At 71.3% G+C, this 17,243-nt stretch carries 15 protein-coding genes; 11 read left to right on the forward strand and 4 right to left on the reverse strand.

From position 1 onward, the window contains the following. Positions 1–45: 45 nt before the first annotated feature. The 6 genes from NT132_RS10890 to NT132_RS10915 all read left to right on the forward strand — a co-directional run bounded on the left by NT132_RS10890 (position 46) and on the right by NT132_RS10915 (position 6,178). Positions 46–801, forward strand: a complete 756-nt coding sequence (locus NT132_RS10890) for a PIG-L deacetylase family protein (protein ID WP_297788512.1) — start codon at positions 46–48, stop codon at positions 799–801. Continuing rightward, positions 798–1,508 (forward strand): 4-carboxy-4-hydroxy-2-oxoadipate aldolase/oxaloacetate decarboxylase, encoded by a 711-nt coding sequence (locus tag NT132_RS10895; protein WP_297788515.1) that lies wholly within the window; start codon positions 798–800, stop codon positions 1,506–1,508. The genes NT132_RS10890 and NT132_RS10895 overlap by 4 nt, the downstream gene beginning before the upstream one ends. After that, positions 1,495–2,577 (forward strand): 4-oxalomesaconate tautomerase, encoded by a 1,083-nt coding sequence (locus tag NT132_RS10900; RefSeq protein WP_297788518.1) that lies wholly within the window; start codon positions 1,495–1,497, stop codon positions 2,575–2,577. Before NT132_RS10895 ends, NT132_RS10900 begins: the two co-directional genes overlap by 14 nt. A gap of 32 nt (positions 2,578–2,609) precedes the next feature. Next, entirely contained in the window at positions 2,610–3,641 is a 1,032-nt protein-coding gene (locus NT132_RS10905) for a VOC family protein (RefSeq protein WP_297788521.1), read from the forward strand. A gap of 192 nt (positions 3,642–3,833) precedes the next feature. After that, positions 3,834–5,741 (forward strand): FAD-dependent monooxygenase, encoded by a 1,908-nt coding sequence (locus NT132_RS10910; RefSeq protein WP_297788524.1) that lies wholly within the window; start codon positions 3,834–3,836, stop codon positions 5,739–5,741. Next, a complete protein-coding gene (locus NT132_RS10915) occupies positions 5,738–6,178 on the forward strand; it encodes a MarR family winged helix-turn-helix transcriptional regulator (RefSeq protein WP_297788527.1) in 441 nt (146 codons plus the stop codon). The genes NT132_RS10910 and NT132_RS10915 overlap by 4 nt, the downstream gene beginning before the upstream one ends. Position 6,179: 1 nt before the next feature. On the opposite strand, the gene NT132_RS10920 is transcribed toward NT132_RS10915, so the two are convergent. The 3 genes from NT132_RS10920 to NT132_RS10930 all read right to left on the reverse strand — a co-directional run bounded on the left by NT132_RS10920 (position 6,180) and on the right by NT132_RS10930 (position 10,342). Continuing rightward, the gene (locus NT132_RS10920; RefSeq protein WP_297788530.1) at positions 6,180–7,292 is read right to left on the reverse strand and encodes a 5-methyltetrahydropteroyltriglutamate--homocysteine S-methyltransferase; all 1,113 of its coding nucleotides are present in this window, start codon (positions 7,290–7,292) and stop codon (positions 6,180–6,182) included. Positions 7,293–7,383: 91 nt separating this feature from the next. Further along, on the reverse strand, positions 7,384–8,304 hold the full coding sequence (locus tag NT132_RS10925; protein WP_297788533.1) for a serine hydrolase: 921 nt from the start codon (positions 8,302–8,304) through the stop codon (positions 7,384–7,386). Positions 8,305–8,374: 70 nt separating this feature from the next. After that, complete coding sequence (locus NT132_RS10930; RefSeq protein ID WP_297788535.1) at positions 8,375–10,342, reverse strand: M13-type metalloendopeptidase; 1,968 nt, start codon at positions 10,340–10,342, stop codon at positions 8,375–8,377. A 130-nt stretch (positions 10,343–10,472) separates the two neighbouring features. Between NT132_RS10930 and NT132_RS10935 the strand changes: the two genes are divergently transcribed. Beyond that, on the forward strand, positions 10,473–11,027 hold the full coding sequence (locus NT132_RS10935) for an isochorismatase family protein (protein WP_297788538.1): 555 nt from the start codon (positions 10,473–10,475) through the stop codon (positions 11,025–11,027). A 65-nt stretch (positions 11,028–11,092) separates the two neighbouring features. Further along, positions 11,093–12,418, forward strand: coding sequence for an MATE family efflux transporter (locus NT132_RS10940; protein WP_297788541.1), 1,326 nt, complete (start codon positions 11,093–11,095; stop codon positions 12,416–12,418). A 6-nt stretch (positions 12,419–12,424) separates the two neighbouring features. On the opposite strand, the gene NT132_RS10945 is transcribed toward NT132_RS10940, so the two are convergent. After that, complete coding sequence (locus NT132_RS10945; protein WP_297788670.1) at positions 12,425–13,045, reverse strand: TrmH family RNA methyltransferase; 621 nt, start codon at positions 13,043–13,045, stop codon at positions 12,425–12,427. A gap of 247 nt (positions 13,046–13,292) precedes the next feature. On the opposite strand from NT132_RS10945, the gene NT132_RS10950 reads away from it, so the two are divergent. From NT132_RS10950 to NT132_RS10960, 3 genes are all read left to right on the forward strand, one after another. Then, a complete protein-coding gene (locus NT132_RS10950) occupies positions 13,293–14,621 on the forward strand; it encodes an Nramp family divalent metal transporter (RefSeq protein ID WP_297788543.1) in 1,329 nt (442 codons plus the stop codon). Positions 14,622–14,630: 9 nt separating this feature from the next. Next, positions 14,631–15,269 (forward strand): metal-dependent transcriptional regulator, encoded by a 639-nt coding sequence (locus tag NT132_RS10955; protein ID WP_297788546.1) that lies wholly within the window; start codon positions 14,631–14,633, stop codon positions 15,267–15,269. Between the two features lie 75 nt (positions 15,270–15,344). Then, a complete protein-coding gene (locus NT132_RS10960) occupies positions 15,345–17,228 on the forward strand; it encodes an AAA family ATPase (protein WP_297788549.1) in 1,884 nt (627 codons plus the stop codon). The last annotated feature ends 15 nt before the right edge of the window (positions 17,229–17,243 follow it).

A 17,243-nucleotide genomic window follows, 5' to 3' on the forward strand; every position in this document is an offset into this window, starting at 1 on the left:
CTCTCGAAGGAGCAGTGTCGGCGCTGCCTGTCTTCGAGGAGATCCATGTCCGAGACCACCGCATCCCTTCTCGTCGTGAGCGCCCACGCCGGCGACTTCGTCTGGCGCGCGGGCGGTGCCGTCGCCTCCGCCACCCAGCGCGGAGAGCGCGCCACGATCGTGTGCCTCTCCTACGGCGAGCGCGGCGAGTCCGCGAGCCAGTGGCTGGCGGGCAAGTCCCTCGACGAGATCAAGGCGATCCGCCGCGCGGAGGCCGAAGCCGCCGCATCCGCACTGGGAGCCGAGATCGAATTCCTCGACCTCGGCGACTACCCGCTCCGCGAGACGCCCGAGGCGGTGGCGAAGCTCGTGGACGTGTACCGGCGCGTGCAGCCGACCGTGGTGCTCACCCACCCGCTCGCCGATCCGTACAACGGCGACCACCCGGCCGCGGCCCGCATGGCGCTGGAGGCCCGCGTGCTCGCCCAGGCCATCGGTGTCGCGAACTCCGACGGCTCGTTCCCCACGAAGGACGACATCATCGGCGCCCCGCCGGTGTACTTCTTCGAACCGCACCAGAGCGAGCAGAGCGACTTCAAGCCCAACGTGCTGCTCGACATCACCGAGGCGTTCCCGCTCAAGCGCGCCGCGATGGAGTGCCTCCCGGCACAGAAGCACATGTGGTCGTACTACACCGACCTCGCCGTCCGCCGCGGCGTGCAGGTCAAGCGCAACGCCGGCCCGAACCTCGGCCTGCCCCACGACACGATGGGCGAGGCGTACGTGCGCTACTACCCCCAGGTCACCGCGGAGCTCTCGTGAACCAGCCGGTCATCGTCACCGACATCGCCCGGGCGGATGCGGACACCGCCGATGCCCTCGCCGTGCACGGTGTCGCCACCGTGCACGAGGCCATGGGACGCACGGGTCTCGTCGGTCCGGGGATCCGGCCGATCCAGGATGGCGCCCGCATCGCCGGGACCGCCGTCACGATCCTGCAGGCCCCCGGTGACAACCTCATGATCCACGCGGCTGTCGAGCAGTGCCGGTCAGGTGACGTCCTCGTCATCGCGACGACGTCACCCTCGACCGACGGCGCGTTCGGCGACCTGTTCGCCACGGCACTGAAGGCCCGCGGCGTCCGCGGCATGATCACCGCGGGAGGCGTCCGCGACATCGCTGACCTTCGGGAGATGGACTTCCCGGTGTGGTCGCGTGCGGTGCATTCGCAGGGCACGGTGAAGGCGACCCCCGGATCCGTCAACGTCCCGATCGTCGTCGACGGCGCCGTCGTGAATCCGGGCGACATCGTGATCGCCGACGACGACGGCATCGTCGTCGTCCCCCGTGCCCGCGCGGCGGAGACCCTCGCCGCGGCCGACGCACGTGTGGCGAAGGAGGCCGCCGACCGCGAGGCCTACGGCAGCGGCCGGGAGCTGAGCCTCGACCGCAAGGGGCTCCGCCCCCTCCTCACCCAGCTCGGCGTGACCTACCTGACGCAGGCGGAGTACGAGCGTGGCGGACACTGACCCGGTCCAAGAAGGCATCCCCTGCATGCTCCTGCGCGGGGGCACTTCCAAGGGCGCGTACTTCCTCGCCGACGACGTGCCGTCCGACCCGGACGCCCGCGACGAGCTGCTGCTGCGGGTCATGGGCAGCCCCGATCACACCCAGATCGACGGGCTCGGTGGTGCGCATCCGCTCACCAGCAAGGTTGCGATCGTGTCGCCGTCGGCGCTTCCCGGCGTCGACATCGACTACCTGTTCCTGCAGGTCACGGTCGACGAGGCGCTCGTGAGCACCGCGCAGACCTGCGGCAATCTCCTCGCCGGCGTCGGACCGTTCGCCGTGGAGCGGGGCCTCGTGCCCGCCGGCTCCGGGACGACGACCGTCCGCATCCGACTGGTGAACACCGGCGACATCGCCACCGCGGTCTTCCCGAGCCACGACGGCCGCGTGGAGTACGACGGCGACACCGCCATCGACGGCGTCCCCGGCACCGCCGGGCGGATCGAGCTCGAGGTCACGGCCGCCGCGGGCAAGCACTTGCTCCCCACCGGCCGGGTCGCCGACGAGGTCGTCGGCCACCGGGCGACGCTCATCGACAACGGGATGCCCGTCGTCCTGCTGGATGCGGCGGAGTTCGGGGTCACCGGAGACGAGACGCCCGCCGAGCTCGAGGGGCGGACGGAGCTCGCCGCGCAGCTCGAGGAGGTGCGGCTCGCCGCCGGGCGCCTCATGGGGCTCGGCGACGTCACCGCGCAGACCGTACCGAAGATGTTCCTGCTGTCGCCGCCCCGGTCTGGCGGCGCCGTGTCGACCCGCGCGTTCATCCCTCACCGGGTGCACACCTCGATCGGCGTCCTCATGGCGGCGTCCGTCGCGGCGGGCATCCGCATCCCCGGTGCCGTCGGCGCCGAGATGGCCGCACTGCCCGACGGCGACGGCCCGACGCTCATCGAGCATCCCGGCGGCACGATGCCCGCGGAGGTGACGGTGCACCAGGACGACGCCGGCACCTGGCACGCCGCATCCCGCTCCGTCCGCACCGCCCGCAAGATCTTCGACGGCCGCGTCTTTCCCCGGCCGCGACTCTAACCACCCGCACTTCCTGTCAGAGAGGACATCCCATGGCCGTTACCGAGAACTTCGATCTCGCCCACGTCGGCGCGATCGAGCTGTTCACCCCGAAGTTCGAGGAGAGCCTGCACTTCTTCCGCGACATCTGCGCCATGCGTGAGGTGGCACGGATCGGCGACTCCGCGTACCTGCGCACCTGGGACGAGTACCAGGTGTACTCGCTCAAGCTCACCGCGAGCGACACCAACGGCGTCGGACGGACCCTCTTCCGCACGACGAGCGAAGAGGCGCTGCAGCGCCGCGTCGCCGCCATCGAGGCCCGCGGCCTCGGCCACGGCTGGCGCGAGCCCGAGGTGGGCGTCGGTCGCTCGTTCGAGTTCGAGGACCCGGACGGGCACCTCATGGCGCTGTACTTCGACACCGACCACTACGTGCCGGACGACGAGGACCGCCCGGCCCTGAAGAACCAGGCCTCCGCCTACCCGGGGCGCGGCATCAACGCGCGTCGGCTCGACCACATCAACTACCTCGCCAGCGACGTGGATGCGGCGGGCGAGTTCTGGCGCGATGTCATGATGTCGCGCGAGTCGGAGCGGGTGCGGCTGGACGACGGTCGTCACGGCGCCTGGTGGTTCCGCTTCCACCAGAAGTCGTACGACGTCGTGTACTCGGACGACTGGACCGGTGAGCGCGGACGGTTCCACCACTTCGCGTTCTCCCCCGACTCGCGCGAGGACATCCTCAAGGCCGCCGATATCTGCCTCGAGAACGGCATCTACATCGAGTACGGACCGTACAAGCACGCGATCAACCAGACCTTCTTCCTCTACGTCTGGGAGCCGGGCGGCAACCGCATCGAGTTCGCCAACGCGCAGGCGCGCCTCATCCTCGACCCCGACTGGCCCGTGGTGGAGTGGAGCCAGGCCGAGCGGGCGAAGGGTCAGGCCTGGGGCATGAAGACCGTCGCCACCTTCCACACGCACGGCACCCCGTACGTGAAGGACCAGGCGGCGATCGACGCCGCCGCCCTCGCTGGCGTCCCCTACGTGCCCGCGGACGACTCCGCCGAGCCCGGCGAGTAATCCGCACCGCACGCCACCGTCACGCTGCCGAGACCACATCCGTTCGCCGAGACCACATCCGATCGGATGTGGTCTCGCGCGGCGGATGTGGTCTCGCTGCGTCCAGCCGGAACACCGGCGCTTGCATTAGTTGGGGTACTGAGCATATGGTGGGCGCACACCAGCGTCGGATGACGATCGAGGGAGATCAGGATGCAGTTCTACCGTGACGGATATCGGCCGGGCGACCCGGACATCCAGCTCCCCGCGCCCGAGGCGCTCACCCGGGGCACCGAGTTCCCCGCCGAGGTCGACGTGCTCATCGTCGGCACGGGCCCTGCCGGCACGGTGCTCGCGGCACAGCTTGCCGCGTTCCCCGGCATCTCCACGCGCATCATCGAGCGCCGCGGCGGCCCGCTGCTGGTCGGCCAGGCCGACGGGGTCGCGTGCCGCACGGTCGAGATGTTCCACTCCTTCGGTCTCGCCGAGGCGCTTCTGCGCGAGGCGTACTGGGTCAACGAAGTGCGCTTCTGGGGCCCGTCCGAGTCGGACCGGTCGCAGATCGTCCGCACCGGCTGGGTCGAGGACACCCCGGAGGGGCTCAGTGAGTTCCCGCACGTCATCGTCAACCAGGCGCGGATGCAGCAGTACCTGCTCGACCACGCGGCGCGCTCATCGAGCAAGCTCGAAGTCGACTACGGCCTCGCGTTCGTCACCCTCACGGTCGGCGACGGCGAACACCCGGTCGAGGTGACCCTGCGCCACACCGAGGGCCCGCAGACGGGCGAGGAGTTCACCGTCCGCGCACGGTACGTCGTGGGCTGCGACGGCGCCCGCAGCAACGTGCGCCGCGCGATCGGCCACCGGCTCGAGGGTGACGCGGCCAACCACGCCTGGGGCGTCATGGACGTCCTCGCCGTCACCGATTTCCCGGACTGGCGCACCAAGAACGTCATCCAGTCGGCCGGCAAGGGAAGCCTGCTGATGATCCCCCGCGAGGGCGGCAACATGGTGCGCTGCTACGTCGACCTCGGCGAGGTCGAGGCGGGCGACGCCGCGATCCGGAACACCAGCGTCCCGCAGCTCACCGCGGTGGCGAACGCGATCCTGCATCCGTATTCGATCGATGTGAAGTCCGTCGCCTGGTCCTCCGTGTACGAGGTGGGCCAGCGCCTCACCGACAGGTTCGACGACGTCCCCGACGACGACGCCACCGGGCGCCTGCCGCACGTGTTCATCGCGGGCGACGCCTGCCACACCCACTCCGCCAAGGCCGGGCAGGGCATGAACGTGTCGATGCAGGATGCGTTCAACCTGGGCTGGAAGCTCGCCGCGGTGCTGGAGGGCCGCTCGGACGCCGCCCTGCTGCACAGCTACTCGGCGGAGCGGCAGAGCGTTGCGAAGGACCTCATCGAGTTCGACAAGTTCTGGTCGGCGTTCGTCGCCCAGCCCACGGTCGATCCTGCGCACCCGGAACTCGGCGGTGTGACGGCCGAGGCGATGCAGGCCGAGTTCGCCCGCCAGGGCCGCTACACCGCGGGCCTCGCCACGCGATACCGCCCGTCCGCCCTCACCGGCACGGACACGCATCAGGAGCTGGCCACCGGGTTCGAGGTCGGCACCCGGTTCCACGCCACGCCCGCGATCCGCGTCGCCGACGCGAAGCCGCTTCACCTCGGCCACGCCCACCGGGCGGATGGACGCTGGCGCATCTACGCCTTAGACGGCGTCGACGGCGGCCTGCGCGAGTTCGCCGACTGGCTGGGCACCGCACCCGAGTCCCCGGTGCAGCGGTTCCGTGCCGACGGAGCGGACCTGGATGCGGTCATCGACGTGCACGGCATCCTCCGTGGCACCCACCACGGCGTCGACGTCACCGCCCTGCCGGAGATCCTCATCCCGCGCTCGGGCCCGCTCGGGCTGCAGGACTGGGAGAAGGTGTGGGCGAGCGATCCACGCAACGACGTCTTCGCGGCCCGCGGCATCGCCGCATCCGGCGCCGTCGTGGTGGTGCGCCCCGACCAGTACGTCGCGCACGTGCTGCCGCTGAACGCACGCACCGAGCTGGCCGACTTCTTCGCCGGATTCCTCGTGGAGCAGGGCAGTACTGTGCTGAGGTGACCGAATCGCCGCTCGAACAGGAACCGCAGCGCCACACCGGGTACCTCATCCGGCGCGCCCAGCAAGCGCACCTCGCGGCGTGGACCCGGATCGTGTCCACCGAGATCTCGAGCGTGCAGTACGCGATCCTCGTGACCCTCGACCGGCTCGGTGAGGCCAGCCAGCGCGAACTCTGCGACGAGATCGACCTGGACCGGTCGACGATCGCGGACCTCGTGTCACGGATGGAGCGGCGGGACCTCATCGCGCGGCAGCGCTCCCGAGAGGATGCACGGCGCAACACCGTGACCCTCACCGATCATGGACGCGCGGAGCGGATCCGGCTCCGGCCCCTCGTGGCACAGGTCGAGGACGCCCTCACCGGCGCCCTCACCCCGGACATGAGAACGGGCCTCCGGGAGGCGCTGCGCGCCGTGCTGCAGACCCGGGCCGAGTAGGTCAGCCCCAGACGGCATCCGCGGTCTCGACGACCAGGCGGATCTTCGCCCACTGCTGGTCCTCGGTGAGCGCGTTGCCCTCCTCGGTGGACGCGAAGCCGCACTGCGGGCTGAGAGCCAGCTGCGCGAGCGGGGCGAACTGCGCCGCCTCGTCGATACGGCGGCGCACGGTCTCGGCGTCCTCGAGCTCGCCCGTCTTCGTGGTGACCAGTCCCAGCACCACGACTTTCTCGCCCTTCGGCAGGAAGCGGAGCGGCTCGAACCCGCCCGCCCGGTCGGAGTCGTACTCGAGGAAGTAGCCGTCGTACGCGGTGTTGCCGAGCAGCTGTTCGGCGACGGGCTCGTAGCCCCCGGAAGAGATCCAGGTGGAGCGGAAATTGCCGCGACACACGTGGGTGGTGACGACGAGGTCGGCGGGCTTGCCGTCCAGGATGCGGTTGAGCAGGGTGGCGTACCGCTCGGCGATGCCGTCGGTGTCGATGCCGCGCTCCCGTGCCTTGGCGAGCTCGGCCTCGGAGCAGAGGTACGCCCAGGCAGTGTCGTCGAACTGCAGGTAACGGGCACCGGCAGCGTAGAACGCGGCGAGTGCGTCGCGATAGGCCTGCACCAGGTCGTCGGTGATCGCGTCACGGCCGGAGTACACGGCGGGGTCGATGTTCTCCGGCTCCAGCCGGAAGTCGAGCACGGTGGGCGCCGGGATCGTGAACTTCACGGTCGCGCCGGTCCCGGCGGCGGCATCCTGCAACGCGCGGAAGTGGGTGAGGAACGGGTGGGTGCCGGAAAAGCCGATGGGCCCGGAGATGCGAAGGCCGCGGGGGCGGGTCTGCACGCCCTGGAACTGGATGCCGTGGTCGAGCTCGACGACGTCGACGCCATCGAGGAAGCCGAAGAAGTCGAAATGCCACCAGGAGCGACGGAACTCGCCGTCGCTGACGACCCGCAGGCCCGCGTCGACCTGCTTCGCGACGAGGTCGGCGATGGCGGCGTCCTCGACGGCACGGAGCGCCTCGGCGTCGATCTCACCGTCGGCGAATCGACGGCGGGCATCGGCGAGGTCGGCGGGACGGAGGAAGCTACCGACGATGTCGGCGCGGAAGGGAGGGCGATCGGTCACCTCCCGATGGTATTCCGTCCGCTCGCGCAGGGCACCCCCGCCGTCACGGTGCGACACGCGGTCGCTGTGCAGGCGATGGCCCGGATGCGGCTCAGAACACGTACTCCATGAGTTCGACGCCGAGCACCCGGAAGGCGTCGTGCGCGCGCAGCCGGTGCGCGATCGAGAGGTCGTCGAATCCCACGAGGAGGGCGTACGAGACACCCGCACGGGGGCCGGCGAGGACGCCCGCCTCGGCACGGATGCCGCGCGCCCGGCCGGTCTTGTTCACGAACAGCAGACCGTGCTCATCGTCGTCGTGCCCGAACGGGTCGAGCCCGGTGGCGGCGGCGACGAGCGACAGGTCCTGACCGAGGCTGAGCCACTCCGCGACCTGCGCACTGACGCCGGCGCTCACCGCATCCGCGTTGACCAGCGCGGCGAACAGGCGCGCATACTCCCGCGCCGAGCCCACCGCGACGTGCGGGGCGTCGTCCGGGCCGCGAAGGTCGCGGAAACTGTCCATCATGGCCGAGCGGCTGAGGCCGAGTGCGCCGATCCGGGCGCGGACCGCCGGCAGTCCCACCCGGGCGAGCAGCGCGTTGGTGGCAAGCGCGTCGCCGGCGGCCGCCGCCAGCACGGCCAGGTCCCGCAGCGGCAGTGCGGGCGCCGCCAGGTGCCGCCACAGACCCGACACCGTGACCGGCTCCAGGGCGCTGCGTTCCACGATCTCCAGCGGGTTCAGCGTGCCGGCCTCGAACTGTGCCGCCACCTCGATCAGCAGCGGCACCACCCCGAGCCCGGCGATCGGGACGCTGGTGAAGTCGTCCCCGGCGAGCACCTCGGTGCCGAGATCCAGGTCGTCGACCCGAACGGACACCTGCGCGCCAGAGGCGGCGAGCGCGTCCAGCGTCTTCAGCGTCGAGGTGAAAGACCGCCGCGAGGGCGCCGCACGGCGTGTCTGCCGGGTCCCGCCCGCACGACGCCGGACAGCAGCATCCGCCCCCCGCGTGGGCTCGGATGGCGTGGCCACGGCGAATCCTTCCGGTGGAAGTGGATGGAGGGTGCGGCGGCGACGTTACGCCGTCCGCATCACGACGGGGTTACCAGATGGTGACGCGTGCCTCCGGCGCGAGCCACAGGGCGTCGCCTTCGGTCACATCGAACGCCTCGTAGAACGCGTCGATGTTGCGCACGATCTGATTGCAGCGGAACTCATTCGGCGAGTGCGGGTCGATCGTGAGGAGGCGAATGGTCTCGGCGTCGCGGCCCTTCTGCTGCCACACCTGCGCCCAGCTCAGCAGCAACCGCTGCACACCGGTGAGGCCGTCGATCACGGGGTCCTCGGCGCCGTCGAGCGAGAGCAGGTATGCCTTGAGCGCGATGCCGAGCCCGCCCAGGTCGCCGATGTTCTCGCCGATGGTGAGGGCGCCGTTGACGTGGTTCTCCGGCGGGAGGCCCAGCGGCACGAGGGTGTCGTACTGCGCGATGAGGTTCTTCGTGCGCTCTTCGAACGCCTCGCGGTCCGCATCCGTCCACCAGTCCCGGAGCGACCCGTCGCCGTCGAAGCGGCTGCCCTGGTCGTCGAAGCCGTGGCCGATCTCATGGCCGATCACGGCGCCGATGCCGCCGTAATTCGCCGCCGCGTCCCGGTCCGCGTCGAAGAACGGGTACTGCAGGATCGCCGCGGGGAACACGATCTCGTTCATCAGCGGGTTGTAGTACGCGTTGACGGTCTGCGGCGTCATGTACCACTCGTCGCGGTCGATGGGCTGGCCGACCTTGCCGAGCTGGCGGTCGTGCTCGTGCACGTGGGCACGGCGGACGTTGCCGACGAGGTCGGTCGCGTCGATCTCGAGACCGTCGTACTCGCGCCATTTCACCGGGTACCCGATCTTGGGCGTGAAGGCGTCGAGCTTCGCGAGCGCACGCTCCCGGGTCTCGGGGCTCATCCACTCCAGCGCGGAGATCGACTGCCGGTACGCCTCGATGACATGCGCGACCAGGTCGTCCATCTCCTCCTTGGCCTTGGCCGGGAAGTGACGCTCGACGTACACCTTGCCGATGGCCTCGCCGAGCGCGGCCTCAACGAGGCTGACGCCCCGCTTCCACCGTTCGCGGTTGACCGGCACGCCGGTGAGCTGGGTGCCGTAGAACGAGAAGTTCTCGGCGACGAACTCGTCGGGCAGGAACGCGGCGGCGGCGTGCACGATCTTGAAGCGCAGCCACGCCTTCCAGTCGTCCAGTCGCTCCTCGGTGAGCACGACGCCGAGCCCGGTGAGGAAGCTCGGCTGCGACACGACAACCTCGGCGAAGGCGTCCGGATGCTGCGGTGCGACGCCGTCGAGCCACGGCTGCAGGTCGACGCCGGTCTGGGCGACCACCTCGTCCCAGGTGGTCAGGTTGTAGGTGGCGACCGCGTCGCGACTGCGCACGTTGTCCCAGTGGTGGGTGGCCAGCTCCGTCTCGAGCGCGACGATGCGGTCGGCTGCGGCAGCCGGGTCGGCCACCCCGGCGAGGCCGAGGATGCGCTCGATGTGCGTGCGGTAGGCGACGCGGGTCTCCTGGAAGGACTCGAGTCGGTAGTACGACTCGTCGGGCAGGGTGAGGCCGGACTGGATGAGGAACGGCACATACCGCTGCGGGTTGCCGGGGTCGGGCTCGACGTAGAGGTCGATGATGCCGCCGACGCCGTCGCGTTCGAGCTCGCCGACGGTGCGCAGGAGCGCCGGGATCGAGTCGATCTCGTCGACCCGGGCGAGCTGCGGTTCGAGCGGTGCGGCACCCAGCGCGGCGATGCGCTCGGTGTCCATGAAGCTCGCGAACAGGTCGCCGATCTTGCGGGTCTCGGTGCCCGGATCGGCCGCCTGGGACTCCTCGACGATCTGCTGCACGTGCTTCTCGGCCTGCTCGGCGAGCACGTGGAAGGACCCCCACCGCGCCTTGTCGTCGGGGATCTCGGTGCGCTCGATCCAGCTGCCGTTGACGTAACGGAAGAGGTCGTCCTGGGGGCGGATGGTGGTGCTCAGCTCGTCGAGCGCGAGACCGGAGGGACGGGGGGAAGCGGTCATGGGGTCCAGGATATGACGCCGTTCCTGTGCTCGGACCGACGGTGCGGAATGCGGGGGCGGGATGCGGCTGCGGATGTCGGTGCACCGGCGTAGCGTGCCGGTCATCCGTTGACCCTTCGAGGAGGACAGCATGTCGACACTGGACGGCCGGTCCGAGACCGCACTGCTCGTCGTGGATGTGCAGACCGGCGTGGTGGCCGAGGCCCACGACCGCGACGGGGTGGTCGCTCGCATCGCAGAACTCGTCGACCGTGCCCGCCGGGAGCGGGTGCCGGTGGTGTGGGTGCAGCACGAGGACGAGGAGCTCGCGGCCGGCACGGCGGACTGGGAGATCGTCGCCGAGCTCGAGCCGGCGGACGAGGAGGACCGCGTACACAAGCGCCACGGCGACGCGTTCGAGGGGACGGACCTCGAGGAGGTTCTCGCCCGGCTGGCCGTCGACCGCCTGGTGGTCGCGGGGGCCGAGACCGACGCCTGCATCCGGTCGACGATCCACGGCGCCTTCGCCCGTGGCTACGACACGGTGCTGGTCAGCGATGCGCACACCGCCGGCGATAAGACCGCCTGGGGTGCGCCGCCGGTGCCCGATGTCATCGCGCACACGAACCTCTACTGGAGCTTCCAGAGCGCGCCCGGAAAGACGGCGGGCACCGCGACCGCCGCCGAGGTGCCGCTGCACGCCTGAGCGAGCGCCGCGGGACGAAACCCAGCGGGGCCGGGGTGTCGCCGGGGCGCCCTAAGGTCGTGTGCATGGCAGCGCGCGGGATGACCCTCAACCGGGAGATCCTCGCGCTGGCCGTCCCGGCGCTCGGGGCGCTCGTCGCCGAGCCGCTGTTCCTCATCGTCGACGCGGCCCTCGTCGGCCACCTCGGTGTCGTGCCCCTCGCGGCGCTCGGCATCGCCTCCGCGGTGCTGCAGACCATCGTCGGACTCATGGTGTTCCTCGCCTACTCCACGACCCCCGCCGTGGCCCGCCGGTTCGGTGCCGGCAACCATGGCAGCGCGGTCTCGGCCGGCATCGACGGCATGTGGCTGGCGCTCGGGCTCGGGTTCGTCCTGGCGACCATCGGCTCGCTCGCCACCCCGTGGCTGGTGTCGCTGCTCGGCGCGGATGCGGCAGTGTCGGCGCAGGCGGAGTCGTATCTCGGCATCTCGATGTGGGGGTTGCCGGCGATGCTGATCGTCTTCGCCGCCACCGGACTACTCCGCGGGATGCAGGACACCGTCACGCCACTGTGGATCGCGGGAGCGGGATTTACCGCCAATGCGGCGTTGAACGCGTTCTTCATCTATGGCGTCGGGTGGGGCGTCGCGGGGTCCGCCGCCGGAACCGTGGTCGCGCAGTGGGCGATGGTGGCGGCGTACGCGGTCGTGGTGGGCCGGCTCGCACGGCGCCATTCCGCATCCCTCCGCCCCCGCGCCGACAGCGTGACGGCGAGCGCCCGTGCCGGCGGCTGGATGTTCCTGCGCACCGTGTCGCTGCGCGCCGCACTGCTCGCCACGGTGTTCGTGGCGACGACCCTCGGCACCGACGAGCTGGCCGGCTGGCAGGTGGCGTTCACGATCTTCACCACCGCGGCGTTCGCGCTGGACGCGCTGGCGATCGCCGCGCAGGCGCTCATCGGGCGGGGACTCGGCGCGGGCGACGAGGGGTTCGTCCGGCGAGTCCTCGGCCGCACGATCGCGTGGGGCGTGTGGTTCGGGGTGGTCGTCGGCCTCATCATCGGCGCGCTCTCGGGCGTGATCGGGCTGCTGTTCACCAGCGACCCGGCGATCGCGGCGCTCGTCCAGCCCGCGCTGATCGTGCTCGCGGTGGCGCAGCCGGTGTGCGGCGTGGTGTTCGTGCTCGACGGCGTGCTGATCGGCGCGGGCGACGGGCGCTATCTGGCGCTGGTCGGTGTGCTGAACCTCGTCCCGTTCGTCCCGGTGCTGCTCGTGATCGCGTGGCTGGGCACGACCGGTGCGGCGGGGCTCGCGTGGCTGGCGGTGGCGTTCTTCGGCGTGTACATGCTCGCCCGGCTGATCACGCTGGCGGCGCGGGTGCGCGGTGCGCGGTGGCTCACCGTCGGCGGCTGAGCGCGCTCACGCCCAGCGGCGGCACCACTCGTACATGACGACGGCGGCCGCCGCGGCCGCGTTGATCGACCGGGTCGAGCCGTACTGGGTGATCTCGACGTGCCCGGATGCGGCGGCGAGCGCCTCCGCGGAGAGCCCCGGGCCCTCCTGACCGAACAGCAGCACGCAGCGCTCCGGCAGCTCGGCACGGTCGACCGGGACCGATCCCGCGACGTTGTCGACCGCGATCACGGCGAGGTGCTCGGCGGCCGCCCAGGCGGTGAAGGCCGCGACGTCCTCGTGGTGCATGACGTGCTGATAGCGGTCGGTCACCATGGCGCCACGGCGATTCCACCGGCGCCGGCCGATGATGTGCACGCTCTCGGCGAGGAAGGCATTCGCGCTCCGCACGATCGAACCGATGTTCATGTCGTGCTGCCAGTTCTCGATCGCGACGTGGAACCCGTGCCGGCGAACATCCAGGTCGGCGACGATCGCATCCATCCGCCAGTAGCGGTACCGGTCGATCACATTGCGGCGGTCGCCCTCGGCCAGGAGCTCGGGGTCGAAGTGCGGCTCGGTCGGCCACGGCCCCTCCCACGGGCCCACCCCGTGCTCGGGTGCGGTGTCCGCAGCCGGGTCGAGCACCGCATCCGCCGGGGTGTCTCCGGCCGCATCCCCCGCCCGATCGCTGCCGTCACTCACCCGGTCAGGCTACCCGCCCGCCCCGGCCGTTCCGTCGGCCGCGTGGAACGCCGGGGTCCCCCGTCGGAATTCAGGCTGAGCCGTGATGGCCGGCCGCTGTGGGGCTGATCCGGGGCGCTCAGCCTGAATTCCGACAGCGCATCGCCGTAGGGGGTTCCCCCCGGCCCCCTCTGCTCGCTATGTTTTCGGTATGCCGAAAACTGCCGTGCGGGAGCCACTCGTCGCCCCCGCGCGCGCGAACCGGCTGGTGTGGCTGCTGGGACCGGCGCTGGTTGCCGGTGTCGCCTACCTCGACCCCGGCAACGTCGCGAGCAACATGACCGCGGGCGCGGTCTTCGGCTACCGGCTGGTGTGGGTCGTCGTGGTCGGCAACCTCATGGCGTGGCTCGTGCAGTACCTCTCCGCGAAGCTCGGCATCGTCACCGGCCGGAGCCTGCCGCAGCTCGTGGGCGAGAACATGCCGAACCGGTGGGCGCGGCGCGCGTACTGGCTGCAGGCCGAGCTCGTCGCCATGGCCACGGACATCGCCGAGGTCATCGGCGGCGCCGTCGCCCTGCACCTGCTGTTCGGCCTGCCGCTGCTGGCGGGCGGTCTCATCACGGGTGCGGTGTCGATCCTGCTGCTGGTCTATCAGGCGCGGCGGGGGGCGCGAGCGTTCGAGATCGTCGTCATGGGGATGCTGCTGGTGATCGCCATCGGTTTCTGCGCCGGGGTCGTCGTCTCCCCGCCCGATCCGGCGGGCGTCGCCGCGGGCCTGGTGCCGCGCTTCGAGGGCACGGGATCAGTGCTGCTGGCCGCCTCCATCCTCGGCGCGACGATCATGCCGCACGCCATCTACGCCCACTCGGCGCTCGCCCGCGACCGCTTCCACCCCGCGCCCCTGCGCGAGTGGGCAGGGGTGGACTCGAGGGCCACGGAATCCGCGACGAATGCCCCCTCGCGCGAGGATCGCTTCGGCGAGGGCCGCATCCGGATGCTGCTGCGCGCGACGCGCTGGGACGTCACGGTCGCCATGGCGGTGGCGGGAACCGTGAACCTCGCGATGCTGCTGCTGGCCGCATCCAGCCTCGCCGGCGTGCCGGGCACCAACACCCTCGAGGGCGCGCACGCCGCGCTCCGCGCGGGCCTCGGCCCCGTCATCGCCACCATGTTCGCCGTGGGGCTGCTCGCCAGCGGCCTGGCCTCGACCGCCGTTGGCGCGTACGCCGGGTCGGAGATCATGGCGGGGCTGCTGCACATCCGCGTGCCGATGCTGGCACGGCGCCTGGTCACCCTCATCCCGGCGCTCATCGTGCTGGCCGTCGGGATCGATCCGACGTGGGCGCTCGTGCTCAGCCAGGTCGTGTTGTCGTTCGGCATCCCGTTCGCCCTCATCCCCCTGGTCCGGCTGACGGCGCGGCGCGACGTGCTCGGCACCTTCCGCAACCGGTGGCTCACGACGGCAGCCGGGGTGACCGCATCCGTGCTGCTGATCTCCCTCAACGCCGTGCTCCTGTGGCTGCTCATCACCGGCGGGTAGCCTGATTCGGTGCCCACCTCCGCCGTCGTCGACGACTACCTGAAGTCGATCTACCACCACACCGAGTGGCAGGACGAGCGGATCACGCCCTCCCAGCTGGCCACCGAGCTCGGGCTGGCGCCGTCGAGCGTCACCGAGATGGTGCAGAAGCTCGCGGCGCAGGGACTCGTGAACCACCGGCGCTACGGTCCGATCTCGCTCACGGCCGACGGCCACCGCCGCGCCGCAGCCATCGTGCGTCGGCACCGACTCATCGAGACGTGGCTGGTGCAGGAGTACGGCTACACCTGGGATGAGGTGCACGACGAGGCCGAGGTGCTCGAACACGCCCTGAGCGACCGACTTCTCGCGCGGATCGACGAGCGGCTGGGGCACCCCCGCTTCGACCCGCACGGCGACGCCATTCCGCTCGCCGACGGGACCACCGAGCGGGCACCGTTCGTGCGTCTCTGCGACGCGGCAGCCGGCCACGCGGGGCGCATCCTGCGGGTGAGCGACCGGGATCCGGACCTGCTGCGCGAACTCGAACAGCTCGGTGTGGACGTCGGCCGGGAGGCGCGGGTGACGGATGCGGGCACGCTCCGCTTCGGTGAGAAAACCGTCGCGCTCCCCGCCCACGCCGCCGCCGCGGTCTGGCTTTCCGCGTGATCGCGGGGATGTGCTGCGCAGCCGGGCCGGATACCGTGGACCGACGACCGGCCACTCCGGAGGAGACACATCACGATGAACGATGACGGCGCGAGCGGCCTGCACGCCGTGATCCACCCCGACGGGTCGGCGGTCCTGACGGTCGATGAGACCCCGCAGGAGATCGCCACCTCGGCTGCGGAGGACGCACGGCGGGAGATCGTGGAACGCGCCGCCGCCATCGCGCAGCTCGTCGGGCATCCCGTCCCGCTCGTCGTGCACGAGCCCGACGGAACCTGGCCGCTGCTCGTCCACCCCGACGGCGCGGTGGAATCCGACGAGGGCCGCGCACGCAGGGATGCGGATCCGGTCGACGACCCCGCATCGGCGGCCGATGCGCCGGTTCCGGTCGAAGACGCCGACGTTCCGGGGGCGGACGACGACGCCCCGGACAACGGCGACGCACCGGAGCCCGCGGACGACCACGCCGAGGGCGCCGGGGACGACATCGACGCCATCGCCGAGGCGGCGAACCAGTGGGCACCCACGCCCTCTCCGCCCGCGGCCGACACGGCGTTCACGTCCTCGACCGTCACCGCGGACCCCACCCCCGAAGACCCCGCCATCGCCGAGGCCGCCGCCCAGTGGGCACCCGCCGGCACCGCCTCGGCGCCGGCGTCCGCGGCACCGGAATCCGCGTGGGCACCGCGAGCGGCGCCGGTCATCGAGAGTGCGCCGCAGCCGGTCACCTCGGACGAGGCGGATCCGGACGCGGACGCGGACGAGGCGGATGCGGATGCGGACGCGGTCGAGGCCACCGTCATCGTCGACCGGGCACCCCGCCCCGTGATCTCCGAGCCCGCGGCACCGGCCGCCCGCGACGCGGCTACTCCTGCGCCGACCGAACTCGACGCCGACACCCGCGACATCCCGACGCGCCTTCCGGTCCCTGCGGAGGCCCCGGTGCCCGCATCCGCATCCGAGGTGCCCGCCGACGCCGGACTCCCGGCCGACGCGGACACCCCGGTGTCGTCGCGCCATGCCACGCGCCACGGCGCGCGCCCGTCCTTCCTCGTACCCGAGCGGGCGGAAGAGCCCGCCACCCAGGGGTGGCGTCGCGGTCTCGTGGCCATCGGACTGCGGGTCCCGCCGAACAGCGCAGAGCGCCGCGAGCGGGAGGACATCGCTGCAGTCTCCCGGCTCTGGTCGGAGCCGCGCACCATCGCCGTCGTGAACGGCAAGGGCGGGTCGGGCAAAACACCGACCGCGATCCTGCTGGCCGCCGTCTTCGCGCGCCGCGGCGGTGCCGGGGTCCTGGCCTGGGACAACAACCAGACCCGCGGCACGCTGGGATGGCGCACCGAGAGGTCCGAGCACGACGCGACCCTGCACGATCTGTTGCCCGAGACCGCGCGGCTGCTGACGTCGGAGGCGCAGTCGGCCGACCTCGCCCGGTTCGTGCACCACCAGGCCCGCGACCGGTTCGACGTGCTCCGCTCGAAGCCCATCGCGCTGGCGGAGGAACAGCGGATGGACTCCGAGGATGTGTCACGCATCCATGCCGTGGCCGCGAAGTACTACCGCCTCATCATCATGGATTCCGGTAACGACGAGTCCGACCCGATGTGGCTGCGGATGATCGACCACACCGACCAGCTCGTCGTCGCCACCACCACCCGCGGCGAGCACGCCGAGGCCGGGGCGCTGTTGCTCGAGGCGCTCGCGAAGCGCGACGAGCGCACTGCGGCCCTCGCGCACGGCGCGGTGACGATCGTCAGCCAGGCCGACCCCGCCGCGTCGACCGATGAGGTGCGTCGCGTGGTGGACGGCTTCGGCGGGCTCGCCCGCGATGTGGCCACCATCCCGTACGACCCGGCGATGATCGGCGGGGCGCTGCGGTTCGACAATCTGCGCCCGGCCACGCAGCGCGCCTGGCTGTCCGCGGGCGCGACGATCGCGCGCGGCCTCGACCCGGCCTGATCATCGCTCCGGCGG

The sequence above is a fragment of the Microbacterium sp. genome (assembly GCF_026393345.1).
In the GTDB taxonomy this organism is placed as follows: Bacteria; Actinomycetota; Actinomycetes; order Actinomycetales; family Microbacteriaceae; genus Microbacterium.